This is a genomic window from Streptomyces sp. NPDC005774 (assembly GCF_042871645.1).
Lineage (GTDB): Bacteria > Actinomycetota > Actinomycetes > Streptomycetales > Streptomycetaceae > Streptomyces > Streptomyces pratens.
In genome coordinates this window covers 31569-57701 of the sequence record NZ_JBIAIV010000034.1, presented here as the reverse complement: position 1 = coordinate 57701, position 26133 = coordinate 31569, and the positions used below count along the sequence as shown (strand labels likewise).

General features: G+C 72.4%; 22 protein-coding genes. 8 read left to right on the top strand and 14 right to left on the bottom strand.

The features are described from left to right. Window positions 1-30: 30 nt before the first annotated feature. Entirely contained in the window at window positions 31-1116 is a 1086-nt protein-coding gene (locus tag ACFYQA_RS26545) for a GNAT family N-acetyltransferase (protein ID WP_388922647.1), read from the bottom strand. 1252 nt (window positions 1117-2368) lie between these two features. On the opposite strand from ACFYQA_RS26545, the gene ACFYQA_RS26540 reads away from it, so the two are divergent. Then, window positions 2369-3556, top strand: coding sequence for a S1 family peptidase (locus tag ACFYQA_RS26540; RefSeq protein WP_388922644.1), 1188 nt, complete (start codon window positions 2369-2371; stop codon window positions 3554-3556). A 290-nt stretch (window positions 3557-3846) separates the two neighbouring features. Here ACFYQA_RS26540 and ACFYQA_RS26535 read toward each other — a convergent pair whose 3' ends face one another. Continuing rightward, on the bottom strand, window positions 3847-4443 hold the full coding sequence (locus ACFYQA_RS26535; RefSeq protein WP_388922641.1) for a snapalysin family zinc-dependent metalloprotease: 597 nt from the start codon (window positions 4441-4443) through the stop codon (window positions 3847-3849). Between the two features lie 275 nt (window positions 4444-4718). Here ACFYQA_RS26535 and mgrA point away from each other — a divergent pair, with 275 nt between their 5' ends. Next, window positions 4719-5762 (top strand): L-glyceraldehyde 3-phosphate reductase, encoded by a 1044-nt coding sequence (mgrA, locus tag ACFYQA_RS26530; protein WP_388922638.1) that lies wholly within the window; start codon window positions 4719-4721, stop codon window positions 5760-5762. A 91-nt stretch (window positions 5763-5853) separates the two neighbouring features. Next, window positions 5854-6336 (top strand): MSMEG_6728 family protein, encoded by a 483-nt coding sequence (locus tag ACFYQA_RS26525; RefSeq protein ID WP_388922635.1) that lies wholly within the window; start codon window positions 5854-5856, stop codon window positions 6334-6336. Between the two features lie 133 nt (window positions 6337-6469). On the opposite strand, the gene ACFYQA_RS26520 is transcribed toward ACFYQA_RS26525, so the two are convergent. The 6 genes from ACFYQA_RS26520 to ACFYQA_RS26495 form a co-directional block, all read right to left on the bottom strand. Next, a complete protein-coding gene (locus ACFYQA_RS26520; protein WP_388922632.1) occupies window positions 6470-7759 on the bottom strand; it encodes an ABC transporter substrate-binding protein in 1290 nt (429 codons plus the stop codon). Then, window positions 7756-8898, bottom strand: coding sequence for a branched-chain amino acid ABC transporter permease (locus tag ACFYQA_RS26515; RefSeq protein ID WP_388922629.1), 1143 nt, complete (start codon window positions 8896-8898; stop codon window positions 7756-7758). Before ACFYQA_RS26515 ends, ACFYQA_RS26520 begins: the two co-directional genes overlap by 4 nt. Beyond that, window positions 8891-9787: a branched-chain amino acid ABC transporter permease gene (locus ACFYQA_RS26510; RefSeq protein WP_388922626.1), complete on the bottom strand. Its 897-nt coding sequence runs from the start codon at window positions 9785-9787 to the stop codon at window positions 8891-8893. Before ACFYQA_RS26510 ends, ACFYQA_RS26515 begins: the two co-directional genes overlap by 8 nt. Next, window positions 9784-10587, bottom strand: a complete 804-nt coding sequence (locus ACFYQA_RS26505; RefSeq protein WP_388922624.1) for an ABC transporter ATP-binding protein — start codon at window positions 10585-10587, stop codon at window positions 9784-9786. The genes ACFYQA_RS26510 and ACFYQA_RS26505 overlap by 4 nt, the downstream gene beginning before the upstream one ends. Next, the gene (locus ACFYQA_RS26500; RefSeq protein ID WP_388922621.1) at window positions 10584-11366 is read right to left on the bottom strand and encodes an ABC transporter ATP-binding protein; all 783 of its coding nucleotides are present in this window, start codon (window positions 11364-11366) and stop codon (window positions 10584-10586) included. Before ACFYQA_RS26500 ends, ACFYQA_RS26505 begins: the two co-directional genes overlap by 4 nt. A 535-nt stretch (window positions 11367-11901) precedes the next feature. Beyond that, window positions 11902-12627, bottom strand: a complete 726-nt coding sequence (locus ACFYQA_RS26495) for a TioE family transcriptional regulator (RefSeq protein ID WP_388922618.1) — start codon at window positions 12625-12627, stop codon at window positions 11902-11904. Between the two features lie 58 nt (window positions 12628-12685). Here ACFYQA_RS26495 and ACFYQA_RS26490 point away from each other — a divergent pair, with 58 nt between their 5' ends. Further along, window positions 12686-13888 carry an erythromycin esterase family protein gene (locus tag ACFYQA_RS26490; RefSeq protein WP_388922615.1) on the top strand — a complete coding sequence of 401 codons (1203 nt, stop codon included), beginning with the start codon at window positions 12686-12688 and terminating at the stop codon, window positions 13886-13888. Window positions 13889-13912: 24 nt separating this feature from the next. Here the strand turns inward: ACFYQA_RS26490 and ACFYQA_RS26485 are convergent, their stop codons facing one another. The 3 genes from ACFYQA_RS26485 to ACFYQA_RS26475 all read right to left on the bottom strand — a co-directional run bounded on the left by ACFYQA_RS26485 (window position 13913) and on the right by ACFYQA_RS26475 (window position 19404). Then, window positions 13913-15169 (bottom strand): helix-turn-helix domain-containing protein, encoded by a 1257-nt coding sequence (locus tag ACFYQA_RS26485; protein WP_388922612.1) that lies wholly within the window; start codon window positions 15167-15169, stop codon window positions 13913-13915. A 142-nt stretch (window positions 15170-15311) separates the two neighbouring features. Beyond that, the gene (locus ACFYQA_RS26480; RefSeq protein WP_388922609.1) at window positions 15312-18242 is read right to left on the bottom strand and encodes a LuxR C-terminal-related transcriptional regulator; all 2931 of its coding nucleotides are present in this window, start codon (window positions 18240-18242) and stop codon (window positions 15312-15314) included. A 223-nt stretch (window positions 18243-18465) separates the two neighbouring features. Beyond that, window positions 18466-19404, bottom strand: coding sequence for an alpha/beta hydrolase (locus ACFYQA_RS26475; protein ID WP_388922606.1), 939 nt, complete (start codon window positions 19402-19404; stop codon window positions 18466-18468). 467 nt (window positions 19405-19871) lie between these two features. Here ACFYQA_RS26475 and ACFYQA_RS26470 point away from each other — a divergent pair, with 467 nt between their 5' ends. After that, window positions 19872-20012 (top strand): hypothetical protein, encoded by a 141-nt coding sequence (locus ACFYQA_RS26470; RefSeq protein WP_386422160.1) that lies wholly within the window; start codon window positions 19872-19874, stop codon window positions 20010-20012. Window positions 20013-20082: 70 nt separating this feature from the next. Here the strand turns inward: ACFYQA_RS26470 and ACFYQA_RS26465 are convergent, their stop codons facing one another. Next, window positions 20083-21786 (bottom strand): hypothetical protein, encoded by a 1704-nt coding sequence (locus tag ACFYQA_RS26465; protein ID WP_388922716.1) that lies wholly within the window; start codon window positions 21784-21786, stop codon window positions 20083-20085. 278 nt (window positions 21787-22064) lie between these two features. On the opposite strand from ACFYQA_RS26465, the gene ACFYQA_RS26460 reads away from it, so the two are divergent. Then, window positions 22065-22886 carry an SAM-dependent methyltransferase gene (locus ACFYQA_RS26460; RefSeq protein WP_388922603.1) on the top strand — a complete coding sequence of 274 codons (822 nt, stop codon included), beginning with the start codon at window positions 22065-22067 and terminating at the stop codon, window positions 22884-22886. Window positions 22887-23001: 115 nt separating this feature from the next. On the opposite strand, the gene ACFYQA_RS26455 is transcribed toward ACFYQA_RS26460, so the two are convergent. Then, window positions 23002-23922: a helix-turn-helix domain-containing protein gene (locus tag ACFYQA_RS26455; RefSeq protein WP_388922600.1), complete on the bottom strand. Its 921-nt coding sequence runs from the start codon at window positions 23920-23922 to the stop codon at window positions 23002-23004. A gap of 192 nt (window positions 23923-24114) precedes the next feature. Continuing rightward, the gene (locus ACFYQA_RS26450; RefSeq protein ID WP_388922597.1) at window positions 24115-24345 is read right to left on the bottom strand and encodes a DUF397 domain-containing protein; all 231 of its coding nucleotides are present in this window, start codon (window positions 24343-24345) and stop codon (window positions 24115-24117) included. Window positions 24346-24805: 460 nt separating this feature from the next. Between ACFYQA_RS26450 and ACFYQA_RS26445 the strand changes: the two genes are divergently transcribed. Together ACFYQA_RS26445 and ACFYQA_RS26440 are read left to right on the top strand one after the other, a co-directional pair. Beyond that, window positions 24806-25351, top strand: coding sequence for a hypothetical protein (locus tag ACFYQA_RS26445; protein WP_386394290.1), 546 nt, complete (start codon window positions 24806-24808; stop codon window positions 25349-25351). A 281-nt stretch (window positions 25352-25632) separates the two neighbouring features. Beyond that, on the top strand, window positions 25633-26082 hold the full coding sequence (locus tag ACFYQA_RS26440) for a hypothetical protein (RefSeq protein WP_388922594.1): 450 nt from the start codon (window positions 25633-25635) through the stop codon (window positions 26080-26082). The last annotated feature ends 51 nt before the right edge of the window (window positions 26083-26133 follow it).

Here is a 26133-nt window from a genome sequence, read left to right as displayed (position 1 = left end):
TACTGGCCTCGGCGTACGCGGGGAGGACCCTCACCGGTCGCGCAGTCGGCCCACCTCCTCCAGCGCGTGCCTCGCCGCACCGGCCAGCCGGGGGCGGTCGCGGACGAAACGGCGGGCGGCCCGTCCCGGTTCGCGGCTCAGGCGGTACGCGGCCCCGCCCGGCACCGGGCGCACCACGGCACCTTCGTAGACGGGCAGTTCACGGGTCTTCAGCGAGTCCTTGTAACGGGCCGGGCCGCTGCCCAGATCGACCATGCGGATCCCGTCGGCCGCCGCGGCCTCCAGCATCCGCAGGTGCAGCACCAGCCCGGGTGAGTACTTGCCGTAGTCGCGGTCGTACGCCGGGAACCACCAGGAGAGGACCGTGGGCGAGCGCAGCCCGAAGTGGGCGGCCACGGGGCGGCCGGCGGCGTACAGCACGGAGAGCAGCCCACGGCATTCGGGGTCGTCGCCACTCGCGAGCCGCTCCACCAGAGCGGTGATCCACGGCTGCGCGAACCGGTCCTGGCGCCCGGTGCGCCGGTACTGCGCGGACTTCCAGCGCATCAGTGCCCGTAACGCGTCCGGATCCCGCGCGTCGTACATGAACCGCACCTCTCCCACCTGACGGGCGAGTCTGCGTTCCTTGGCGAGGGTCTGCTTGAGGAAGCCCGGCGCGTTCGCCCGCAGCAGTCCGGTGTAGGACGCGAAGCCCTCACCGATGTCGACGACCGGGCTGACGAGTCGCTCGGTGGCGTGCGGTACGAAGAGGTGCTGACCGGCCTCCAGGTTGTCGAACTCCCATGAGGAGAGCCCGCAGGCGGCCAGGAGCCGGCGGGGGTCGACCCGGATGCCGGGGTGCAGGACGGCCCCCTGGCTGTCCGACACCCCGAGCCCGATGGCCCGGCCCTGCCCCAATGGACCCTTCTCGTACGGGAAGAAGCCGACGGTGGTGCCGTCCTCCTGGAGTACGGCGACCCTGGCACCGGGCCTGCCGTGCCCGACGGCCGTGGTGAATGCCGGATCGAGGAACGGGTTCTCCGGTGCGCCGGACTCGCCTCGCAGGTGTCTCCATGTCTTGTGCTCGCCGGGGCCGAGTTCGTCCGGCCGCAGAACGAGAAGGTGCTTTCGGGGCATGCGGGTCTCCTGTGTCGTCACGGATGCCGGGACGCACCAGGGCCTGCCTGTCGCGGTGCCGTGCGGGGCGTGAGGTCGCCGGGCAGTGCTCGGGCCGCGTGGTACAGGCCTCGGGCGGTACTGCCGTGGTTCAGCAGCGGAACGTCTGCAGGTGGCCGGCGTCGTGGGCCGGGAGTGCCGGCTCCGCGCCTTGTGGGGTGCCTGACGGGTACGCGCCGCGGGCGGCCCGCTCCGGGGGAACCGCGTTCGCCTGGGCGTCCGTCGCCGTGTGCGGCGCCCCGGCCGCTCCGGCGGTCCTCGGTGAGCGGGCGAGACGGAGGTGCAGGGCGGCGTCCGGGAGACCGGGAGAGGGCTTCCCCGCACGCTGAGGGTCGGGGGCGTCCGGGGCGAGGGCCGGGACGGATGCCGGGAGGGGCGCCACGAGGACTGCCGCGGAGACGGGGTGGTGAACCGACGTCGGATGAACCGGGCCCGTGGGGCATGCAGCCGTGTGCCGGCCCACGAGGGGGTGGGGCGTCGCCCTGGGCGAGTCCGCCATGGGGGGTGCGCACACGGGGTGTGCCGCCATGTGCCGGTCCGGCCGCGTATGTCGTTCCGCCCCTACAGCGGGCGAGCACAGGTGCAGGAGCAGTACCGACGTCAGCAGGAGCATCGCCGCCGCCCATCGAGGCCGCACCGGTCACCTCCCGACGTGCATCCCGGCGGGGGTGGGCATACCGGACCGGTACCGGGCGAGCCCCCCAACAGAACGTACGCCCGGGACGCCTTCCAGTAGTGCCGAGCTCCTCCGTCGTCGTCAAGGCCTGAGCATCGTCACTGGGCACGCATCGGAGCGCGCCGGCCACGTTGCTCCGCTGCCGCACCACTGGTCACGCCCTCGCCCCGGTGGAAGGACCGTTCACCCCGCCGTCCGGCTTCGTCCCCGGCGCGAAGAACCGGCTGCCGCCGAGCGGGAAGCCGGAAGGCACGGGAGACGAACGGCCTGCGACGCGGCCGGTCACCCGTGCCCCTGGCTACCCGGCGCCCCCTCGCCTTCCGCCTGACGCCACTCGCCACCACGCGTCCCACGGCCCCCGGCAAGGCCCACCCGTACCCGTCCCAAGCGAGCGACCGGCAAGCGAAGCACCGGATTCCGTCATTGGCATGGACCTGATAGTTCGAGTCCGCTAGGCTCTGCCCGACTCAAATGAGAGCGCTCTCAGATTGCGTTTGTTCCACCCCCACCTCGCTGGAACGACGAAGGGCATCTTCCATGAGACGCACCGGACTCACGCGTGCCTGCGTGGCCGCACTCCTCATGATCGGCAGTTGGACCGCGGCGGGCACTCCGCCCGCCTCGGCGAGCGACACCCCCGGTTCCGGCTCCCCCGCCGCCTCCGCCACCTCGACCCCCTCCGCGCCGGCCTCCACCGCCCTGCTGCAAGCCATGCAGCGGGACTTCGGCCTCTCCCCCGCCGAGGCCGAGGAGCGGCTCGCCGCCGAGCAGCGGGCCACCGAACTCGAGCCCAAGGCCCGCAAGACCGCCGGACCGGCTTACGGCGGCGCCTGGTTCGACGCGAAGAGCGAGAAGCTGACCGTCGCCGTCACCCCGGACGCCGACGCCGCCACCGTCCGCAGCCTCCGGTCCTCCGGTGCGGCCGTCCGCACCGTCGAGCACAGCGCTCACCGGCTCGACACGACCGTGTCACGCCTGGACCGCCTCGACGCGCCGTCGGGCGTGAGCAGTTGGTCCGTGGACCCGGCCGCCAACACGGTGGTCGTGAACGTCGTCGAGGGCGAACGGACCGACAACGATGTCCGGCGGTTCCTCTCCGAGGCCCGCGAGGCAGGACCGGTCACCGTGCGCACCGTGCGGGCGGCCGCCGAGACCTTCGCCGCGGGAACGGTGGGCGGCGACCCCTACTACACGGGCAACGTCCGTTGCTCCATCGGCTTCTCGGTCCATGGCGGCTTCGTGACCGCCGGTCACTGCGGCGGCGCGGGCGGCCAGGTGCGGGGCTGGGACGGTTCGTACATCGGCAACTTCCAGGGTTCCTCGTTCCCGGGCAACGACTACGCGTGGGTCAACGTGGGCAGCGGCTGGTGGACGGTTCCGGTCGTGCTCGGCTGGGGAACGGTCTCCGACCAGTTGGTGCGCGGCTCCAACGAAGCTCCCGTCGGCGCCTCGATCTGCCGCTCCGGCTCGACGACCCGCTGGCACTGCGGCAGGGTCCTGGCCAAGAACGAGACCGTCAACTACAGCCAGGGCGCGGTGCATCAGATGACGAAGACGAGCGTCTGCGCCGAAGGCGGCGACTCGGGCGGTTCGTTCATCAGCGGTGACCAGGCGCAGGGCGTCACCTCCGGCGGCTGGGGCAACTGCTCCTCCGGCGGCGAGACCTGGTTCCAGCCGATCAACGAGATCCTGGGCCGCTACGGCCTGACCCTGCACACGGCGTGACCCGGCTCCACGGCCCGGCCGGCACTCAAGGCCCGTAGCGCCAACGACACAGGCCCCGCCCCCGAACGGAAGTTCGGGGGCGGGGCCTGCTGTGGAGCGCTGGGCAGGCCTTGCACCTGCATTTCCCCGCAGGAAGCGGGGCGTCTTTCCTTGGACCACCAACGCACGGGCGAGCTCCGGGAGTTCCGGCGCCTTGACGTGCGTCAACCATAGCCGCATTCACCTCGGTAGTCACATCGGACAGGTGAGCGGCGTGCGAGGTGGCCCGGTGGGCGCGGCAGGACTGCCGGTCAGTCCCCGATCAGCGCGACTTGAGGCACCGGCCCCGCCGACCCTGTCCGTTCCGCCGGTTCCGGCGCGCCGGAACGGGTGCCCGCGAAGTTGCCCTCGACCTCCGCCTTCTCCGCCGCGTTCGGGTAACGGTTGGTGCACGCGGTTCCCGCGCTGGAGCCGGACATCAGGCTGGAGCAGGGTCCCGGTTTACGGTCCGGCAGGCCCAGGATGTGACCGAGCTCGTGGGCCGAGATGCGGATCGTGTCGTAGCCCTGGTTCACGGCCTGACGCCCGATGTAGACGGTGCCGTTGCCCAGGGTGGTGGGCAGGGCACGCGGCCAGCCGTTGTCCGCCAGGACCCGGATGTTGGCGCGCTGCCCGGACGCGGCCGGGCGGAGCTCCACGGCGTCGACGCTCTCGTTCCAGATCGCCGCACCCCGGTCGACGGCGGCCCTGAACTCCGCGGAGCCGCTCGTGTCATAGGTGAGCAGGCGGGCGGCCGACGTCTGCTCGGGCGCGCCGGACGGGGCGGCCACGGCCTGGCCGCCCCACAACAGGGGGGTGGAAAGCACCAGAACCGCGGCCAGGCTTCCGGTCAGCGTACGGATGTGCATGGTCGACCTCCTCGTGGGGGCAGGTTAGTCGTGCTCATGACACTCATGGCCTCCCTGCCCGCCCGGCGAGGGCGGCAATCCGTCAATCGGCCCGCGCCGGGCCCGCACGCCGGTCCGCCGCTCCCCACCGGGCCCTCACCCGGTCCCACGGTCCAGAAGCGGCATCGCCGGAATCCATGAAAAGGACCGGTTGGACTTCCGGATCACGCGGGGGCACTGTGGGCAGGGTTCCAGAGTCCCCCGGACACCCCTGAACCGCACCCGGAGAGCACCCGATGAACCACGTGATCAATCCCGAGCGCTACAACGGCACCATGCGCTACCGGCGCACCGGGCGTTCGGGGCTCGACCTCCCCCTGCTGTCCCTGGGCTACTGGCACAACTTCGGTGACGACCGGGCCTTCGGGACCCAGCGTGAGATCGCGCTGCGCGCCTTCGACCTCGGCATCACCCACCACGACCTCGCGAACAACTACGGACCGCCCTACGGCGCCGCGGAGATCAACTTCGGCCGGCTGATGAAGCAGGACCTCGCCCCGTACCGGGACGAGCTGGTGATCTCCACCAAGGCCGGCTGGGACATGTGGCCGGGTCCCTACGGTCAGGGCGGCGGATCGCGCAAGTACATGCTCGCCTCGCTGGACCGGTCGCTGGAGCGGATGGGCCTGGACTACGTGGACATCTTCTACTCCCACCGGCTCGACGCCACCACTCCCCTCGAGGAGACCATGGGCGCGCTGGACACCGCGGTCCGCCAGGGCAAGGCGCTCTACGTCGGCATCTCCTCCTACGACGCCGAGCGCACCCGTGAGGCGGTCGCCATCCTCCGGGACCTCGGGACCCCGCTGCTGATCCACCAGCCCTCGTACAACATGCTGAACCGCTGGATCGAGACCGAAGGGCTGCTGGACGTGGCCCAGGAGGAGGGCTTCGGGATCATCGGGTTCACTGCACTGGCCCAGGGACTGCTGACCGGGCGCTACCTGGACGGCGTGCCGCAGGGTTCGCGGGCGACGCAAGGCAAGTCGTTCGACACCGCGTGGTTGACGGACGACATGCTGCACCGGCTGCGCGCCCTCAACGACATCGCGGCCCGCCGTGGGCAGACGTTGGCGCAGATGGCGCTGGCCTGGGCCCTGCGGGACCGGCGCGTCACCTCGCTGGTCATCGGCGCGTCCCGCACCGAGCAGCTGGAGCAGAACGTCGCCGCCCTGGACAACCTCGACTTCAGCGGCGAGGAGCTGGCCGAGATCGACAAGTACGCCACCGACGGCGGCGTCGACCTGTGGCGCGAGGCCCGCCTCGGCAACCTGGGCTGAGCCGAGGCGCGTACACCCCGGCGGAAGGGGAACTGCGACGGGGTGGGCCGCGTTCCGCGGCCACGGTGACCCCAGCCCTCGGGACGGCCCGATGCAGACGTTCCTGCCCTGTCCCGGCTTCCACGAGTCGGCGTCGGTGCTCGACCGGCGCCGGCTCGGCAAGCAGCGGGTGGAGGCACTCCAGGTCCTGCGCGGCCTGATCGTGCCCGGCTACGGGTGGCGCCGGCACCCGGCGGTCCGCATGTGGACCGGCTACGAGGAGGCACTGGTGCGCTACGGCCTCGAGGTCTGCCGGGTCTGGCGCGATCGGGGGCACCAGGACAGCTGCGCCGCCACGCTCGTCGCCGACCTGGCCACCGTCCGGCCCGGCGCACCGGTGCGCGGTCAGCGGGAACTGACCGAGGCGGGGGAACTGCCGCCCTGGCTCGGGGACGACGCCCTGCACCGCAGCCACCGTTCGGCCCTGATGCGCAAGGACCCGGCCTTCTACACGGAGTACTTCCCCGGGGAGCCTGACGACCTGCCGTACGTCTGGCCGGCCTCGGACCGTTCCCCCCGGTTCCTCCCCGGCTGAGGCCGCCGTTCCGTCCCCTCGCACCGCCCGTTCCCGGCCCCACACCGCCCCGCCCCGCCCCGCCCCGAGCGCACGGATGCCCCGGCGGCCCCTCCGCGGGGTCCGCCGGGGCGGGCCGGACGATGCGGTGTGCCTATCGCCCGGACAGGTACTCCTCGACACCCGGAGCCGTGTGCGCGTCCTCGACGTTCACGACGCTGCCGACCGCCTTCGCGTCGGGCTTCAGCACATACGTCTCGACGCTCGCCGGACGGTCGGCGTCGGAGAAGTTCTGTGCGGTGCCGAGGCCGGTGTCGGCGTTCTTCTGCGCGCGGTGCGCCTTGAGGACGTCCTCGCGGCTGAGGCCGCCCGCCTCGCAGGCCGTCTTCAGGTCGGCGCCCATGAGCTGTGCCGCGTTGTAGCCGGACAGCACCCCGGAGTCGACGGGCGAGTCCGGGAACTCCTTCTTGTACGACGCCACCATGCGCTGGACGCCCGGTAGTTCGGAGCTGACCGCGGGCGCCGCGCTCACGACGTGCAGCATGGCCGCCAGGGCCGGCGCGGCGGGGGTCTCCATGAGCTGCGGTGCGTAGCCCGGCGCGCTGCTGACGACGGGCACGCGCAGGCCACGGGAGGCGGCGACGCCGACGAGGGAGGCGGTCTGGGCGGGGCCCGCGCTGATCAGGACGGCTTTGACGCCCTCCTTGCTCAGGGCGGACACCTGTGCGGACAGGTCGGTGTCCGTGGCCTGGATCTTCTGCCCGGCCACCTTCAGGCCGGCCTGCTCGGCCGCCCATGTGGAGCCTTCCAGGGCGTTGCTGCCGTAGTCGCCCTCGAAGTAGACGTGGCCGATGGTGTCGCCCTTCTTCAGCCCCTTGGTGCGGGTGAGGAAGTCGACCGCGGCGATCATGTCGATGTCGTAGGTGGTGCCGAGGACCTGGATGGCGTCCTTGCCGAGCAGGGAGGCCGCCCAGGCCTGCGGGAAGATGAGCATCTTGTCGCGCTCGATGTCGTCGAGCAGGGCGGCGACGACGGGCGAGCCGATGACCTGGGGCATGGCGACGACGTCCGGGGCCAGGTCGGCGTAGGCGGCGACGGCCTTCTGCACGTCGTATCCGTGGTCCTTGACGACGATCTCGATCCGGCGGTCGCAGATGCCGCCGTCGGCGTTGACCTCGTCGGCCCACATCTGCTGGGCCTGCACGATGCTCTTGCCGAGCGTGGCGTAGGGGCCTGTCAGGTCGGTGAGGGCGCCCAGTCTGATGCTTTCGGCGCCGATGCCGGGGCCGGTGCGGACGCCGTCAGCGCTCTTGTCGCCTCCGCCGTTGCCGTCGTCCGCCTTGGAACTGCATCCGGTGGCCGCGAGCAGCAGGGCGAGAGCTCCAGCAAGGGCGGCGCCGGTGGTACGGCGCCAGGTGCGGGGCCGGTGATGCGTGGTGTTCACGGGGTGTGCTCCTTGGATCGTGCGGTCGCGGCCGGTTGCGAGGGTGAGAGGGCTGGGTCCGTGGCGGGGGCTCGGGGGCGTCGGCGCCGTACGCGGTCGCGGGCCCGGCGGGCCAGTCCGTGCAGGCCGTCGGGCGCGTACAGCAGGACGAGGACGATCGCGGCGCCGTAGAGATAGCGGGCGGCCTCGGTGGGGCCGATGGAGCCGTCGCCCGAGCCGGGGGCGGCCACCAGCGGGAGTTGGTCGGCGTAGCGGGTCATGAGCAGGGGGAGCGCGGTGACGAAGACGGCGCCCGCGGTGGCTCCGGCGACGGAGCCGAGCCCTCCGATGACGATCATGGCGAGGTAGTCGACGGAGAGGACCAGGGAGAAGTAGTCCGGGACGACCCGGCGGAAGGAGAGGGCGAGGAGCACGCCCGCGAGCCCGGCGTACATGGACGAGACCACGAAGGCCGCCGAGCGGTGGCGGGCGACGTCGACGCCCATCACGGCGGCCGCGGTCTCGCTGTCGCGCAGGGCGGCCAGGGCCCGGCCGGGGCGTCCGCGCAGCAGACCGCGGGCGGTGAACCAGGTGAACGCGAACAGGGCCAGGCCCAGGAACCACAGCCGTTCCTCCGCGCCGAACGGGACGCCGAGCAAGGTCAGTTCGGGGTCGCCGGCTCCGAAGGTGAAGCCGCCGAGGGTGAACGGGGGTACGGAGCGGCCGTTGAATCCGCCGGTGACGGAGTCGGCGGTCAGCAGCACATGGTGGCCGAGGAAGACCAGGGCGAGGGTGGCGATGCCCAGGTAGATGCCCTTCACCCGGGCGGCGACGGGGCTGAACAGTCCGCCCGCCGCGCCGGCGAGCAGTACGGCGAGAAGGGCGGCGAGGGCGGGCGGCAGTCCCGGTCCGGGCTCGCCCGCCAGCCATGTGTAGCCGTAGGCACCAGTGGCGAGGAAGAAGGCGTGGCCGAGGGAGAGTTGTCCGGCGGTTCCGGTCAGCAGGGCGAGGCCGACGGCGCCGATGGCGGCCGCCATGGAGAACAGGCCGACGCGCAGCCAGAAGGCGTCCAGGTAGAACGGCGGGAGGCACAGGGCGGCGGCGAGGAACACGATCCGTGCTCCTCGGCCGGTCAGGGCTCCGGGGAGGCGGTCAGACACGGGCCGCTCCCTTCGCGCCGAACAGCCCCGTGGGCCGTACCAGGAGCACCAGCAGCATCACGGCGTACGGGGCGACGTCGCCGAAGCCCTCACCGAGGACGTGCAGCTCGGACTGGTAGCCGACGACCAGTGCCTCGGTCAGGCCGATGAGCAGGCTGCCCGCGAGGGCCCCGGTCGGGGAGGCGAGCCCGCCGAGGATCGCCGCGGGGAACGCGTTGAGTGCGATCAGGCCGGTGCTGCGTTCCAGGCCCGGGGCGGGGAAGGCGGCGAGGAACACGGCGGCGAGCGCGGCGAGCGCACCCGCCAGGCACCAGGCGCCGGCGCGTACCCGGCCGAGCCGTATGCCCATCAGGGAGGCGGCCTCGAGATCCTCCGCCGCCGCCCGCAGGGAAAGCCCCCAGGAGGTGAACCGGAAGAGCGCGAACACGCCGCCGATGACCACGGTGGACACCACGATCGCCGCGAGCCGGCTGTCGGCGACGGTCACCGGGCCGAGGTCGGTCACGGCGTCGCCCCAGGGGTCGCCGAGGGACAGCAGGTCGCTGCCGATGCGCCGGGACAGGTCGGTCAACAGGACGATGTCGATGCCGATGGTGACGATGGTCTGCACATGGGCGGAGTGCGCGTCCTGTCCGCCGCGTTGCAGCAGGAACCGGTCGAGGGCGCCCGCGAGGGCGGCGGTGGTCAGGACCGCCAGCGCCAGCGCGCCGGCGAAGCCGAGATCGTCGTGGAGGACGGCGGTCAGGTAGCCGCCGAACAGGAGCAGGGAGCCGTGGGCGAAGTTGAGGACGCCGGACGCCTTGAAGATGACGACGAAGCCGAGGGCGACCAGTGCGTAGACCGCGCCGAGGGCGATGCCGCCGAGGATGTTGTCCAGGAATACGGTCATGCCGCGTCCTCCCCCTGGGTGTCGGTGCCGAGGTAGGCGCGCAGCACCTCGGGGTCACGGCGGACCTCGTCGGGGGTGCCGTGGGCGATGGACCGGCCGAAGTCGAGCACGGTGACGTCGTCGGCGAGGCGCATGACCAGGCCCATGTCGTGCTCCACGAGGACGATGGACAGGCCGAGTTCGGTGCGGAGTTCGCCCACGACCTCGGCCGTTCGGGCGCGTTCGGCGGCGTTCATGCCGGCCACCGGTTCGTCGAGCAGCAGGACACGTGGCTCCAGGCAGAGGGCGCGGGCGAGTTCGACGCGTTTGCGGTCGCCGTACGGCAGAAGGGCGACGGGGCTGTCGAAGTGGGCGCCGAGGCCGGTCAGTTCGGCGATCTCGCGGGCTCTTGCGAGATGCTCGCGCTGTTCGCGGACGGCGCCCGGAAGGCGCAGCGCGGTGGCGGCGAAGCCGGCGTGGGTCAGGGCGTGGCGGCCGAGCATCAGGTTGTCGGCGACCGTTCCGTGGGTGGTGACGATGTTCTGGAAGGTGCGGGCCACGCCGAGCGCCGCGATGCGGTGCGGGGCGAGCCGGGTCAGTTCGGTGCCACCGAGGGTCACCGTGCCCGCGGCCGGGCGGCACAGGCCGGACAGCACGTTGAAGCAGGTCGACTTGCCGGCGCCGTTGGGTCCGATGATCGCGTGCACAGTGCCGGGTTCGACGGTGAGGGAGACGGCGTCGAGGGCGGTGAGGCCGGCGAAGCGCACGGTGACGTCCCGTACGTCGAGCACGGGCGGCACGGTGGTGGTGCGGTCGTTCACGCCGCCCCCTGGTCCTCGGCCGCCTCGCCCAGGTAGAGGCGGCGTACGGCGTCGGTGCGGGCGAGTTCGTCGGCGGGGCCGGACAGGCGGGTCTCGCCGACCTCGAGGACGTGGGCGTGATCGGCGAGGGAGAGTGCCATGCCCGCGTTCTGTTCGACCAGGAGCACGGCGGTGCCCTGGGCGTTGATCTCGCGGATCACCTCGGCGATCCGGTACACCATCCGGGGCGCGAGGCCGAGGGACGGCTCGTCGAGGAGCAGCAGCCGGGGGGCGGCCATCAGGGCGCGGCCGATGGCGAGCATCTGCTGCTCACCCCCGGAGAGCAGGCCCGCGGCCTGGTGGGTGCGTTCGGCGAGCCGGGGGAAGAGTGTGAACACGCGTTCCCGTGCCTCGTGGACCTGGGCCCGGCCGCGACGGCCGAGTCCGAGTCCGCCGCTGCGCAGGTTCTCATCGACCGTGAGCCCGGCGAACACCCGCCTTCCCTCAGGGACTTGGACGACTCCGGCGCGTACCGCCGTCACGGGGTCCTTGCCGTCGAGCGCGGTGTCTCCGTAGCGGATGCGACCTGCCGTGATGGCGCCGCGATGCAGGCGCAGTGTGCCGGACACGGCCCGCAGCAGGGTCGTCTTGCCCGCGCCGTTGGCGCCGAGCAGGGCGACGACACCGCCGTGCGGCACGGTGAGGGAGACGGAGCGGAGGGCGGACAGGGCGCGCCCGTACGTCACGTCGACGTTCTCGACGTGCAGCGCGGGCGGGTCGTCCGGTGGTGCTTCGGGCATCACGGCTCCTCGGGGCCGTACCGCACGGCGGCGACGGCTTCGACGGGAAGGGGAGCTCACGACAGCACGGGCGCGGGCGTGCCGAACAGACTTCCGGCCCCGCTCGCTGCGGTGTCCCAACGGGGGCGGGCAGGGGTTGTGCGGGTGCCCAGGGGCGCCCTCGGTGGGGCGCGCGGAGGGAGTCCGTGAGCAGCCGATTCGGGCACGGCGGCCGGCCGCGCGCTTCTGGTGTTCGCCGCACGACGCGGTCGAGACCTGCTGTCGGGGGGTGTGGTGGCCCGTCACGGTGCCGCCGCCGGGGCCGCGGCCGGAACACCGCGGCGGATCCGCGCTCCCAAGGCACGACCGACGCATCCGGCGCGCCGGGGTGGCGAGGGTCCGGGTCCGATTCCGGGGCCGGGGCCAGGACCGGGGCCAGGACCAGGACCCAGGCCAGGACCGGGGCCTTCGGGCACCGAGGCCAGGACCGGGGGCCAGGCACCGGGGCCAGGACCGGGGGCCGGGCACCGGGCACCGGGCACCGGGGGGCCGGGGGTCAGCCGCGTGCGCCGAGGTACGCGTCCAGTGCGGCGGCCCCGGTGAGCATCGCCCGACCGCGGGCGGACAGCCGGGCGTGCCAGTCGTGCAGTGCGGCTTCCAGGGGCTCGAGGCCGCCGGCGGACCGTACCTGGGCGATGAACGGGGCGATCTGCTCCAGCAGGTAGCCGCCGCGCCGGAGTTGGCGGGCCAGCCGGGCGTCGCGTTCGTCGGCCTCGCCGTAGACGCGGTAGCCGGTCAGCGGGTCGCGGCGCGGGTTCACCAGACCGGCGCGCTCCCACTTGCGCAGCGTCGCGGGGCGGATTCCGAGCTCGTGTGCCAGCGGCCCGATGAGCGTGCCGCCGGATCCGGACGAGGGGTGGGGCTCCGTGCCGGGCACCAGGTCGTCGAGGGCGCTCTCCACGGCCCGGAGTGTGCGCCGGTCGTCGAGCAGTCGGGCATGGCTCTCGTCGACGAGCCGCAACGCCTCGTCGGTCTCGCCCCGGTTCACGGTCCGCATGATCGCCGTCGCCGTCGCATGGCCGTGGCCGGGCACCAGGGCGAGGAATGCGTCCAGGGCATGCGCGTGCAGCGGGGTGTAGGTGCGGTAGCCGTGGGGGGTGCGGTCGGCGGGCGGGAGGATGCCGGCCTGCTCGTAGTTCCTGACGGCCTGGGTGGACAGACCGTGGCGGCGGGCCAGGTCGATCGGCCGTAGTCGTTCACCGCTTTGAAGGTTTCGTCCCACGAAGCGGACTGTATCGCGGGAAAGTCTCCACCCAAAGTTCAACGATAGCGTTGAGGGTATGACTACTCGCTTGAAGGACGCCGTGCGAACCGTCGATGCCACGGCCGCCATGGACCTGCTCCCCGGCCGGCCACGACTGCTCGCCCTCGGGGAGCCCACCCACGGCGAGGAGACTCTGCTGGACCTGCGCAACGAGTTGTTCCGGCAGTTCGTCGAGGAGGAGGGCTACCGGACGATCGCGATCGAGAGCGACTGCCTGACGGGCCTGGTCGTGGACGACTACGTCGCCTCGGGCAGGGGCACCCTCGACGAGGTGATGGAGCACGGATTCAGCCACGGGTGGGGCGCCTTCGCGGGCAACCGCGAACTCGTTTACTGGATGCGGGAGTACAACGCGGGCCGGCCCGCGTCCGAGCGGCTCCGCTTCGCCGGTGTCGACGGCCCGCTGGAGATCACCGGCGCCGCGAGCCCCCGTCAGGCCCTGACCGCACTCCACGCCTGCCTTGCGGCCACTGTGGACACGGGCCTGCTCCCCTGTACCGCGGAGACGCTCGACCGCCTCATCGGGGTGGACGGCCGATGGACCGAACCCGCCGCGATGAGGGACCCCTCCCGGTCCGTGGGGCGCTCGGCCGAGGCCGGGGAGTTGCGGCTGCTCGCCGACGACCTGGTGGCGCTGCTCGACGCGCGGGGCCCGCAGCTGATCGGGGCGACCTCGCGGGACGCCTGGGAGCGGGCCCGCCTGTACGGGCGTACCGCCACCGGCCTGCTGCGGTACCACCACGCGATGGCCGACCCGTCCCCGGGCCGGATGGCGCTGCTGATGGGCCTGCGGGACCTGATCATGGCCGACAACCTGCTCGCCGTCGCCGAGCGGGGCCCAGCGCTTGTCCACGCCCACAACGTCCATCTCCAGCGGAACCGGAGCGAGATGCGGGTGGGCGGCCTGCCGGTGGAGTGGTGGAGCGCGGGCGCGCTGGTGGACGCCCGCCTGGGCGCGGAGTACGCGTTCTTCGCCACGGCGATCGGCACGCTCCGGCACCGGGACGTGGACACTCCGCCCGCGGACACCGTCGAGGGACTGCTGTACGCGCTCCCGCAGGACCGCTGTCTGGTCGGCGGTCCCCGACCGGCCGGTCTCCTCGGCTCCGGCCGGCCCGCTCCCCGCGTGTCCCCCTGGTTCGGGTACATCCCCTTCGACCCGGCCCACGTGGAGAGGACCGATGGGATCGTGTTCGTCAAGGACGTCCCGGAACGCTAGTCGTACAGCCCTTCGGCACACGGGTCAGCGCGGAAGGAGCCTGCGGGCGGTCAAAGCGAGGGTGACCTCGACGAGGTCGAAGGGGCGGGAGAGGGAACGTCCGGTCAACTGCTCGTAGCGGCGCAGTCGGTTGAGGACGGTGTTGCGGTGGCAGTACAGCCGTCTGCTCGCCCGCTGGGCGGATCCGTCGCAGGCCAGCCAGGTGGCCAGGGTGTCCAGCAGGACCTCCGCGTCGGCGGGCTCCAGCCGTACCAACGGGCCGAACAGCCGGTCGGCCAGGGCGGCGCCGAGGTCGGGGGACGACACCACCAGGGCCGCCGGCAGGTGCTCCGTCAGCCGGACCGTGCCACCGGTCTCCGGGCACAGTCTCAGCGCGGTGTCCGCCAGCCTGCGTGCCTCGCCCACCGCGGCGAGGCCTTCGACGACGCTGCTGACACCCACCCGTACGCCCGGCGACTGCTCGTCCTCCACCACCGGCTCGGTGTCGTCGGAGACCAGGACGATGCCGTAGTCGGTGTCCACGCCCGTGTGCCAGTGCACGCGCACACCCGAAGCGAGCGCCGCCTGTGCACCGGGACAGGCGGCGAATCCGCCGCCGACCGCGACGACCACGTACCGGCCGCGCTCCGGCAGGTCCAGCGCCAGCGCGGTCTCGGGCAGGTCGGCGATCCTGCTGGTCCCGTCGAGCAGCGCCGCGGCCAGCAGCCGCACCCTGTTCTCCCGCCGCCAGGCCAGTTGCCGCTCGGTCTGCCGGTAGGAGTCCGCCACGACGGTGCAGTGCTCGTCGACGAAGTTCCACACGTCGGACGCCACGTGCACCAGCAGCCGTACGTCCTCGGGGGCCGCCCGGGAGGTCTCGTCCACCAGGTTCTGCCACACCAGGGAGCCGCCCAGCCTGAAGGCGTGCAGCACCGCGTCCAGCGGGAGCCCCTGCTCGGCGCGGGTGGCGCCGATCTTCCAGGAACAGCGGCGCGCCGCGTCCCTGACACCGCGCGGGTCCAGCAAGGAGGCGACGCTGTGCCGCAGTGAGCGGTGCACCTCCTGCCAGATCTCGGTGGCGTCGCTCTCGATCGCCGACCGATAGGCGGGCTCCTGCTCCTGGAGCAGAGCGACCAGTTGGTCGGAGAGCCGGGGCAGGTCGTCCAGCAGGATCCGGGCGGCCCGGTGCAGCACACTCAGCGCGTCGGCGTCGATCAAAGACCGCACACGCGGTGCCCGCGCCCGTGGTGTGGGCACGGGTCCGGGGCGCGGCAGGCTCCATGGCCGTACGGCGTGTGGCATCGCGTATCTCCCCCAGGCTCGGCTTCCCGGCGGCACCCGTGTGACGGTCCCCGTACCGGCTTCGAGCCGGTCGCGAAATCCGTGGGCGGGCCGCCACCCGACTCGTCCTGCCCCGAAGGATGGCATACCGTCCGGTCGGTCCCTAGAGTTGTGCACCGGTCTTTTCCGCCTGTTCGACCAGTCGGACCAGTTCGACCCGGGAGCGGACGCCGAGCGTCGCGAAAACGTTCCGCAGGTGGTAGTCGACGGTACGGGTGCTGACGGACAGGCTCAGGGCCACCTCCCGGTTGGTGGCCCCTTCGGCGACACACCGCGCGATACGCAGTTGCTGCGGGGTCAGCAGGGCGAGGTCCCGCGCTCCGTGCCGGCGCGGCTCCCCGGTCCCCGGTCCGCTCGGCGCCACACCGCCCGCGCGGAGTTCCGCGGCCGCCTGGCGCGCCCAGAGCTGCGCGCCGCAGCGTTCGAAGTCGACCAGCGCCTCCCCCAGCCGTGCGCGGGCCTCGCGCAGTCTGCGCCGGCGGCGCAGCCACTTGCCGTGCAGCAGTTCGGTACGGGCCCGTTCGAAGTCTCCGGACGTCTCGTCGTGCCGGTCCAGAGCACACAGGTACAGTTCGTCGGCGGCCTCCGGCGCGGCCAGCAGAGCGCGGCAGCGCAGGAGTTGGGCGGGAGCCTGCGGATCGGCGCCGCAGCCGGCCCACAGCGCGAAGTCCTCGACCACCGCGCGGGCGTGCTCAGGCCGGCCGGCCAGTGCGGAGGCCTCCACGAAGCAGGGGACGGCGAGCATCCACACCGCGAAGTGCCCGCGCCGCGCGCCGGGGCGGACCAGCGGGCCGAGCCGGTCGGCGGCCTCCTCGGGGCGGCCCTCGCCCAGATCGGCGCGGGCCACCGCCCACTGGGCGAGCAGCGCGGCCTGGGCCAGGCCGTGCCGCCGGGCCGTGGTGAGCGCCGCGGTCGCGTGCTCGGTGACACGTGCCCGGGCGCCCTCGATCGATGCCGCGAGCGCCAGTACCGCGTGATGGTGCGCGGCCGTGTTCCGCTGCCCGGTCCGGTGCGCGGCGCGCAGCCCTTCCTCAGCATGAGTCCGGGCCAACTGATGTCGACCGGCACGCAGTTCGGCGTAGGCCAGGTATTCCAGGGCTCTCGGTTCGAGGGCGGCGGTGCCCTGGGTGCGTGCCGCCGCCAGGGCCCGCGCTCCGGCCCGGCGGGCGGCGCCGACGTCGCCGAGCATGAGGGCCGCGGCGGCCGAACGCAGCAGCCGTTCGGGCTCGGTGGCCGGACGCCCCCGGTCCACCACCCGGGTCAGCGGGGCGGCGGCGAGGTCGAACCGCCCCAGCAGTACGGCGCGCATGCCGTCACGGTGGTCTCGGAGCAGGGTGGGCGGGGGGACAGGGGGCTGCGCCGGGGCGGCGCCGCGGTGGGCCGAAGACTCCTCGGGCGCCTCCCGCGCCGCCGCCTCCTTCAGGCCCGTCGTGTTCGCACCCGCGGCGCGGAGATCGAACGCCCCCGCGACGGCGGCCTCGACGGAGGTGCCATGGACGTCATGGACGTCATGGGTGAGGGCGCGGAGGCAGGCCTGCCGGTCACCGGCGGCCCAGGCCGCGTCCGCCGCGCCGAGGACCGCGGCATCGGCCTGGGCCGGTTCCGGTTCCGTCAGGAGGCCGGCGGCCAGCAGAAAGGACTCCCGGGCGTCGTCCACCGGGCCGTCGGCCAGGAGCACTCTGCCCCTCAGGAGTTCGGCGCGGCCGCGTACCGGCGGCGGCGCCGGCCGGCTCCCGGCGGCGTCGAGCAGCCGCAGGGCCCCGGGGGGATGCCCGGCGAGGAGAGCCTGTTCCGCGGCGGCCGTGTAGCGCCGCGCCCGCTGCGCGTCGTCCGGCGTCAGCTCGGCGGCACGGACCTGGGCCGTGCGACGCAGGGCGGGCGGTGTACCGGAGGTCAAGCCGGTGGCAGCGGCCTCCAGTTCGGCGGCCAGGACCGCGTCGGGGCCGGGGGTGGCCCACGAGCGGTGCAGCAGTGCGGGCACGCCGTGCGGTTCGGGGTGCGCCTCGGCCAGCGAGCGGTGCGCGGCACGGCGGCGTTCGGGCGAGGCACCGGCGTACACCGCTCTGCCGACCAACGGGCTGCGGAACCGGAGCCGGCCCCCGGGGACCGCGAGCAGTTCGGACGCCTGCGGCGGCTCGGACGGTTCGGAAGGTACGTCGTCGTCCCGACTGCCGTGGCCGTTCGCCGCCCGCCGTACGAGTGCGGCCTCGGCGTCCTGCTCCCCCGTGGCACGCATCGCCGCCGCGACGGCAAGCAACAGACCGTTCCGGTCCGGCTGCTGACCGTTCGGGCATCCGCCCGCGACGGCGGTCAGCGTCCCGGTGTCGGCCAGGGGGCGGGGCAGCGCGTGGTCGCCGCGAAGCTGGGCGGGCGAGAGGCGGTGGGCCAGGGCCAGCAGCAGCGCGGGGTTGCCCTGCGCCTCGGTCACCAGTTCGTCGCGGACGACCGGGTCGACGGCGCCGTCCGTCAGGTCGTGCAGCAGTCCCGCCGCGTCCCCGGGCGTGAGCGGGGCGAGCTCCAGCACCGGCAGTTTCGCCAGCTCCCCTTCCACGGGCCGGTGTCCGGGCACGGTGATGAGCAGGCCCACCCGGTGGACGCCGTCCGCCGCCCGCACGCGCGCGGCCACCCGGCCCAGCGCGGCGCGTGAGGCGGTGTCCCACAGGTGCGCGTCGTCCACGCACACCAGCAGGGGGGAACGGGCGGACGCCGCCCGCAGGATGTCCAGGAGCACCTCCCCCGCCGTGCCGTCGCCGGGGACGTGCCCGAAGTGGCGGGCGGCGCGCAGCAGGGTGCGCAGACCGCTGTGGGGCTGCGCGGAACAGGCCGGTTCGGCGCGGACGTACCACACCGGTCCGGCGCGGAAGGCGCGTGCCGCGAACTCCAGGAAGGCCGTACGGCCGCCGCCGGGTTCACCGGTCACGACATGGGCGCCGCCGTCGGTGCGCAGTCCGTCCAGCAGCGCGGCGAACACCTGCCGCCGGGGCCCCGCACGGTACCGGAGCGGAGCGGATCCACGGGTCGTCTGTCCGGTCATTTCCGCGACGTTACTTACGCGTAAGAAGCGGCGGAAGGTGTCCGTCCGGGGGCCGGAGGCCGCCCATCCGCCGTTCCACCAGGGGCTTTTCACGATGTGCGCGGCGGACGGCGTGTGCCGCCGCCCAAGCGGGCGGCCCCTCGGCGTGGCACGCGCACAACGCCGGTGGCGGCCCGCATCGTACGCGGACCGCCACCGGAGCCAGTCGGTGTCCGACGGGACGTCAGGAGGTGTGCGGGCAGTTGCCCCGCGCCTCGTCGATGGTGAGGCTCCGCTGCGGCAGCGGGCACAGGAACTTCTCGTAGCGGGTGTCGTTGTCGATGAACCGCTTCAGCCACGAGATGCTGTACTTCGCGATCGTCGTGTTGCTCGAGTTGGGTGTGAAGTGGGTGGCGTTGTTCAGCTCCAGGTAGGCGCGGTCGAGGGAGGACGGCAGGCCGGTGTACAGGGGCTTGGCGTGGGTGGAGACCGGGGCTACGGTGTCGCCGTCGGCCCCGAAGATCAGGGTGGGGGTCCTGACCTCGGGCCACGTCGTGTCGAGGTTCCAGGGGGTCAGCGGGATCGCCGCCTGGAGCGAGGTACGGTCCTTCGCCGCCTCGAGGCTGCCGCCGCCGCCCATCGAGTGGCCCATGACGCCGAGGCGGCTGCTGTCGACACGGCCGCGGACCGCGCTGCGTCCGGTGAGGTAGTCGAGTGCGGCGAGCAGCTGGTCGCCACGGGAGGCGGGCTGGTCGAGGGTGGTGTTCGTGTCGATGGTGAACACGACGAAGCCCTGGGAAGCCAGGCGTGGGCCCAGCCAGGCGATGGAGGACTGGTAGGCGGTGAAGCCGGGTGAGATGGCGATCGCGCCGAAGGTGCCGTCGGCGGTGCTGCTCGGGTAGTAGATGGTGCCCCCGCCGAAGCCGGTGACGGAGAGCGAGGAGACCGAGGTCTCGGAGACGGAGTACGGGCCGCGCAGTGCCTCGATGCTCGACTCCGTCGGCGCCGGACCGCGCTCGTAGGGGTTGTCCGCGGCGTGGGCGCCGGGACCCGTGAGGGTGCTCAGGCCGACGACGGCGGCGAGGGCCGCGGCCAGTTGGGCGAACCGTCCGGTCCTGCCGCGCCGGGTGCGGGAGGGGTACGCGGTCGGGTCTGCGGTACTGGTGTGGGGGTGCTGGTGCACGGCGGGGAGTCCTCTCTGTGGCGGCGGGCCGCCCGGTGGCCGGTGCACGGGGGTACGACGTGGGATGTGACCGTGCGCCGGCCGTGGGCGCCGCCGATGGGCTGGCGGTTGCCACTGTCGGAGAGGAAGGCGCCCGCGCGGACCGGCAATCTCACCGGTCTCACCGCTCCGCCCGCCGACGGCACATCGGCCCGTCGGCGGGCGGAGCGGCGGGGCAGCGGCGGTCGGCGACGCCCTGCGTCGTATGCGCAGAGGAGGCCGGGGCAGACGATGAGGTGCGGTCACCGTCGGAGTCGGCGCCGCCGGTGACCGCCGTACGGAAACGCACCCGCCCCGCACATCACCCGCATGGCCCTCTCCGGACGTCGCATCGGCCCGCGCCGTGCTCGTATGGAAGCGACCTGCCTACCCGGAGGGAGCTGGGAATGCACGAGATGTGGTGTGGTGCAGACACTTCGGGGGAGCCTGTGTGGCATGTTCTGACCACCGACAGAAGGACCACGCTGTGCGGGGTGGAGAAGGAGGACGAACCCCGTCGGCGGGACGCGACGGACCGCCACTGCTTCCCCTGCATGGAGTCGTTCCAGGAGGTCGTGGAAGCCCACTGACGACCCCGGCACGCCGTTGTGCCCCGGACGCCCCGGCGCCGGGGCGTCCGGCCGTACCAGGGCCCGTGGCTCAGGCGCAGCGGCACCCTTCCCCACGGGTGTCCGTGTCCGTTCCGGAGGCCGTGGGACGGGTGTCCAGCCTGCAGAAGCAGGACGCCTCGATCGGCACGTCCGCCAACGCGGCCGCCACCTTGAGCTGTTGGGCCACGATCGCGGCCTCCCCCGCCCTGCCGGTACGCGTCAGGCACTCGTGGAACCCGTGCAACGCCCAGACGTTCCGCGGGTGTTGCAGCGGCCGGGGCAGGGTGGGGTCGAGGCCGAGATCCGCGCGGTAGACCGCCTCCGCGTCGTCGACCCGGCCCTGCTCCAGCAACAGGGCCCCGTACGCGTGCCGGGTGGGCTGCATCCAGCCCCAGGGCTCGTCGTAGGGGAGGTTGTCGTCCAGTTCGATGGACCGCTCCAGTGCGGCGAACGCCTCGTCGTGGTCGCCCTTGCGGTAGGCGAGCTCGCCGTCCAGCATCGCGGCCGCGATGGCCAGAATGTCCTGGCAGGTGTTGTTGAACAGCATCCGCGTCCGAGGCACCCGGCCCACCGCGGCGCAAAAGCTCTCCCGCTCGGCCTCGGCCCTCTCGACGTCGCCGGTCGCCGAGAGGGCGACGCCACGGGCGTAGTGCAGCATCGCGGTGGTCGCGCAGTACAGCGCCGGGTCGGCGGGGAACGGCAGCGCCAGGATGTCGTCCCAGCGTCCGAAGCGGATCAGGACGTGGAAGCGCATCGCCAGGAAGCCCTCGAGCCAGTCGGCCATCGGCGGGCTCTGCACCCTGAGCAGTTCCTCGGGGAGGGAGGCTTCGAGCTGCGCGGCGGCGTCCAGGGCGATCTTCGAGAGACCCGCGAACATGGCACCGTAGATCCTGAAGTGGTGGTTGTGGGCGCGGTAGAGGGTGTAGAAGTTCATGGCGCCGGCCCGCGCGAGGTATTTCTCGTCGGCGGCGATCGCAAGGGTGTTGTCGGAGACGACCCGGCGGTAGTCGCCGCACAGCACCTCGAGGTGCGAGGGCATGTGGTGCAGATGTCCGGCGTCGGGCACGGCGCCGCGCAGCCGGTCGGCGACCATGAGGGCCGCTTCCGGTGTGGGGGACATCTCCATCAGGTGGATGTACAGGTGCGCGACGCCGGGATGCCGGGCACCGCTGTCACCGGTGAGCGCGCGGTCGAGTACGGCCTTGGCCTCCAGGGTGCGGGCACCCGCGGCGGGGCGGCCGGTCCTCAGGTCCCACAGCTGCCAGGGGGTGAGGTTCATCAGGGCGTCCGCGCAGAGCACGGCGACGTCCGGGTCGTCGGGGGCGCTCTCGTACACCGCGAACATGCGGTCCGCGTAGGGCTCGTTCCACACCGAGCAGTCCTCGACGGCACGCCCCTGGGGGTAGCGGGCACGCAGGGCGCCGATGAGGGCCCGCTCCACAGGGGTGGCCCCCGCGGCCTTCTCGTGCGCCAATTCGACCTCTGCATGGGTGCGTTCGACGCTGCGGACGAGGTCATCGCCGTCGAAGGCCTCCCAGGGCTTGTTGTAGTTGGGGCCGAGGGCGTAGGCGATGCCCCAGTGGGCCATGGCGCAGTCCGGGTCGGCCGCGGCAGCCTTCTCGAAGCAGGCGACCGCCTCCTCGTGGTTGAACGCGTAGGTCCACAACAGTCCTCGGTCGAACCAGAGTTGGGCTTCAGCCACGGCGGTCGTCACGGGGCGGCGGTAGGCGCCCAGGTCGTAGTAGTCGTCCATGGTGTCCATGGCTCCCTCCCGGGGAAGCGACTGAATCGGCCGACCGGCCTCGCCCGCCACGCGCCGACGGGGACGAAACCGACGATACCGGCACGCCTGCGCCGATGCGGGCGTTGACGCAGCGCGCCCGTAAAGCGACACCCCGTAATGACAACGATGGTCCAGCCAATCCTTCAGGGCCGTGTTCGCCGATGGGCTGGTCCGACCCGCGCGAGGCTCCCTAGGATGTACTCCCTGGCCAGTCAGTCCAGTTGGCGCGGCATTCCGCAGGGGGAACGATGCACACCGGCAATCAGCTGTCCACCGAGATCGACGCGACCGTGCCGACAGCCGCGCGCATGTACGACTACTACCTGGGCGGCAAGGACAACTACGCCGCCGACCGTGCCGCCGTGGAAAAGCTCGACGAGGTGGTGCCCAGCACGCGCCGCCTGGCCCTGAACAACCGGCGTTTCCTCCAGCGGGTCGTCCGGGTCCTCACCCAGGAGTACGGGATCCGGCAGTACCTCGACCACGGCTCCGGTCTGCCCACCCAGGACAACGTCCACCAGGTCGCCCAGCGCATCGACCCGACCACCCAGGTGGTGTATGTGGACAACGACCCGATGGTGCTGGTGCACGGGCGCGCACTCCTGGAGCAGGACAAGCGCACGGTGGTCATCCAGGCCGACATGCGGGAGACCGACGCGATCTTCGAGCACGCCGAGACGCAGCGCCTGATCGACTTCTCGCAGCCCGCCTGCGTGCTGTTCAACAGCGTGTTCCACTGCATCCCGGACAGCGACACCGACGGCCCGATCGCCGTGGCGCGCCGGGTCCGGGAACGGCTCGCGCCGGGCAGCTTCCTGGTGATGTGCCAGCTGGTCAGCCAGGACCCCGAGGTCCGCAGGTCCGTCACCGAGTTCATGGACCGGGCGACCCAGGGGCACTGGGGCCGGGTGCGGCAGGAGAGCGACGTCGCCTCGTACTTCGAGGGCCTGGAGATCCTGGAGCCGGGCCTGGTGGAGGTCTCCACCTGGCGTCCGGACACCGAGGTGGCGCCCCGTCAGCTGACCCAGGAGTGGATCGAGTTCGGCGGCGTGGGCCGGATTCCGCTGTAGGCTCCCGCGGCACGCATGCCGCCGACGCGCGGCCACGGACACGCCGACGCCCCCGCCCGCCCCGGATCACCAGGGCCGCGCGAGGGGCGTCCGCGTTGCGTTCCAGCCCTGAGTGCTACGCCTCCGGGTAGCGGTCCCGGATCGTGGAACGCAGCAGATCCAGGGATTCACGGGGCCGCAGCGCCTCGTCGGCAAGGCGGTCCAGCGCGATCCGGTACTCCTCCGTCTCGTCGAGGTCCTCGAGGAAGTTGGCGCTCCTTATGTGTTCCAGGTAGACCACGTCGGGCAGATCGAGGCCGCCGAAGCGCAGATACGTCACCGGGATGGCGGGAGCCGACGCGTTCGTCACACCCAACGGCACGATCTGCACCGTGACGTTGGGGCGCTCGGCCATACGCATGAGGTGGCCGAGCTGCTCACGCATCACCTCGACACTGCCCAGCACGCGCAGCAGAACCGACTCGTCGACGACCGCCCACAGCTGCGGGGCACCCTCCCGCATCAGCAACTCGGCCCGTCTCGTCCGGAGTTCGACGCGGCGCTGCACCTCGCCCGCCGGCGCGTTGGGCAGGCCGCGCTCCACCACCGCACGGGTGTAGGCGGCGGTCTGCAGCAGACCGGGGACGTACTGGATCTCGAAGGTGCGAATGGTGGCGGCGGCCTCCTGCAGTCCGACCAGCCGGTCGAACCACTCGGGCATCAGCCGCTTGTCGTACCGCTGCCACCAGCCCGGCTCCCCGGCCCGCTGGAGCAGTTTGACCAGCACCGAGACCTCGTAGTCGTCGGTACCGTACAGCTCGAGCAGGGCCCGGATGTCGCTCTCGGTGGGCGGGCGGCGACCCTTGCCGGACTCGATGCGGGACAGCTTCGCCGCGCTGAAGCCGACGGAGCGCGCCGCCTGGTCCTGGGCCAGCCCGGCGTCCTCGCGGAAGCCCGCCAACTGCACACCGACCAGCATCTTCAGCAGGGTCGGAGCCGGCTCGGGCCGGTCCAGATAAGGCTCCAGACGGGAGATACGATGCGACGCGGCGGACATCCTGACTCCCAGCAGACTGGCACAAGGGCGGTTTGCACTATCGCAGCTCAACGTACCGCAGCGCATGTACCCCGCAGAAGCCTTACAGAAGTGGGCAGTTGAACTCCACTTCACCTCTCCGGCTCCACGTCGCCGCGACGGAGCGGTCCGGACTGCCGCACCGCGCCCACCGGTTCGCGCCAAATGGTCGCATCAGACCAGGTGGTCGAATTCGCCGTCCTTCGCCCCGGCCAGGAAGGCCGCCAGTTCCGCCGACGTGTAGACCAGTGCGGGTCCTTCGGGGTCGCGGGAGTTGCGCATCGCCACACTCCCGTCGTCCAGCGGGGCCACCTCGACGCAGTTGCCTTCGGCGTTGCTGTGCCGGCTCTTGATCCAGCAGGCGTCCAAGGAACTCGCCCGCACTCCGTTCCGCACTCCTGGCACCGCAGCCTCCTTGCTGTTCCTGTGTACTGCCGGGCGGTGCCCGGCCGTTCGCCGGGACGGACCGAACCGGATCGCACTCGATCCGCCCCGATCCGTCCCGAAAAAAACTTCACGCAATTTCTCGTGCAATTGCACACTCGCGCTCTCAGCGTGGATAATAGCCGGAGCGTCAACCCCCTTGTTGACGGCCCGTCCTGACGTCGTATCGGGGAGATGCCATGTCATCACCTGTGCACCAAGCGATCCGGCCGTACGGCGGCGCCGCCGTACGGACGCGTGGCCGCGGCTCGGCCACATCCGCCGGGTCCCTCCCGCTCGGCACGGTGCCGCAGCAGGCCGGGAGACCGGACACGGAAGCTTTCCCGGTGCCCGTGCCCCCGGCGGGCAGGACGGCCCGGGCCCGGCCGTCCACCTGACCATCCCCCCACTCGACACGACCGCCGCGAAAGGCACCCACGCGATGCGCAGCGCTTCTACGGAACAGCCGAGCAGCGAGCGCCCTGTGCGCCACACGCCCCCGACCGGAATGGCCCGCACGACACCGCTCACGTCACTGTCCCGTGTGCCGTGGCGCGACATCCAGGACTCCACCGGATCCGCGGCGGCCATCCCCCTGCTGCTCAACGGCATCGCCTGGGGGGACGCCGAAACGGCCCGGTCGGCCCTGGAGGATCTGCGGAAACGGATCTGCCAATACGGTTTCGTGGTGGAGCAGGCGACGGCCGCCACCGTCCCCTTCCTCTGGGAGTTGGCACAGCTGCCGCATGTGACCTGTCGTGCCGGGATCATCCAGCTGCTCAAGGCCATCGCCGATGCCCGGCAGTGGGAGAGCACCGCCGCCGCGTATCCCAAGCTGCTCAATCACCGTGAGAACCCGGTCGCCTGGGAGCGGGCCGCCCGGCAGGCGGTGCGCGCCCGGCGGGGCGACCTGAGCCGCCTGATGGACGACCAGGACACCAAGATCGCCCGTGCCACGACGGAGCTGGCCCGCGCGCTGGCCGAATGAGCCCCGTTCGAGCGCCGTGGGGGACGAGCGCCGAAGGGGCCCGTGGCACGGGGAGCGGACCGCGCGACCGGTAACGCACCACCGGTCGCGCGGTCCGTGGGGACCGTTTCGGGCCGACCACCCGTACCGGAAAGCGATCCGTTCCGGGCTGCTTCACAAGTTCCGGGCTACTTCACAATGCGGTACTTCAGGTGGGAGACGACGGGCGATTCGACCACCCTGACCACCTCGAGAGTCCACCGCCCGGCGCTCCCCGCCTCGAAGAGCCGCATCCTCGCACCGTGCTCGCCCCACCCGCGATGTCGACGTTCCCGTCCCCGGCAGCGGCCTTCGCCCGGTCGAGAGCGCTGTGGATGCCGTCGGTGACGAAGGTGAAGGCGGTGCCGCCCTCCTTGACCAGGGCCGGCCGGGGCCCGTGGGTGAGCACGAAAGACCGGAGGACGAAACGGCGGGTCGTCTCCCCGGAACTCCTCGCCCAGGTCGTCCATCGTCCGGCCCATGACCACCGCTCCGACGGCATCGAACCACTCGCGCACGAGCTCGGAGCCGCGGTTCTCCTCACCAGCGGGAAGGCCCTGACGCTGCCGCCGGCTCGCCAGGTCGTACATCCGGCCGAAGAGCGCCTCGGCGCCATCGCCTCCCGGGTCGTCAGGGGCGACACCGGTGCCGGCCAGATGGCCGTCGAGGGAGACGGCCGTGTCCGCGGTCACGGTCACGGAGGATCCTCCTGAACTCGTGGGACGTACCGCCTTCGCTCTCATAACGATCGAGAACCGGCGCTT

Bases quoted from the DNA above. Each gene is read 5' to 3' on its own strand.
- ACFYQA_RS26545 (WP_388922647.1), bottom strand. From the start codon at position 1,116: ATGCCCCGAAAGCACCTTCTCGTTCTGCGGCCGGACGAACTCGGCCCC.
- ACFYQA_RS26540 (WP_388922644.1), top strand. From the start codon at position 2,369: ATGAGACGCACCGGACTCACGCGTGCCTGCGTGGCCGCACTCCTCATG.
- ACFYQA_RS26535 (WP_388922641.1), bottom strand. From the start codon at position 4,443: ATGCACATCCGTACGCTGACCGGAAGCCTGGCCGCGGTTCTGGTGCTT.
- mgrA (WP_388922638.1), top strand. From the start codon at position 4,719: ATGAACCACGTGATCAATCCCGAGCGCTACAACGGCACCATGCGCTAC.
- ACFYQA_RS26525 (WP_388922635.1), top strand. From the start codon at position 5,854: ATGCAGACGTTCCTGCCCTGTCCCGGCTTCCACGAGTCGGCGTCGGTG.
- ACFYQA_RS26510 (WP_388922626.1), bottom strand. From the start codon at position 9,787: ATGACCGTATTCCTGGACAACATCCTCGGCGGCATCGCCCTCGGCGCG.
- ACFYQA_RS26500 (WP_388922621.1), bottom strand. From the start codon at position 11,366: ATGCCCGAAGCACCACCGGACGACCCGCCCGCGCTGCACGTCGAGAAC.
- ACFYQA_RS26490 (WP_388922615.1), top strand. From the start codon at position 12,686: ATGACTACTCGCTTGAAGGACGCCGTGCGAACCGTCGATGCCACGGCC.
- ACFYQA_RS26485 (WP_388922612.1), bottom strand. From the start codon at position 15,169: ATGCCACACGCCGTACGGCCATGGAGCCTGCCGCGCCCCGGACCCGTG.
- ACFYQA_RS26480 (WP_388922609.1), bottom strand. From the start codon at position 18,242: ATGACCGGACAGACGACCCGTGGATCCGCTCCGCTCCGGTACCGTGCG.
- ACFYQA_RS26465 (WP_388922716.1), bottom strand. From the start codon at position 21,786: ATGGACGACTACTACGACCTGGGCGCCTACCGCCGCCCCGTGACGACC.
- ACFYQA_RS26460 (WP_388922603.1), top strand. From the start codon at position 22,065: ATGCACACCGGCAATCAGCTGTCCACCGAGATCGACGCGACCGTGCCG.
- ACFYQA_RS26455 (WP_388922600.1), bottom strand. From the start codon at position 23,922: ATGTCCGCCGCGTCGCATCGTATCTCCCGTCTGGAGCCTTATCTGGAC.
- ACFYQA_RS26445 (WP_386394290.1), top strand. From the start codon at position 24,806: ATGCGCAGCGCTTCTACGGAACAGCCGAGCAGCGAGCGCCCTGTGCGC.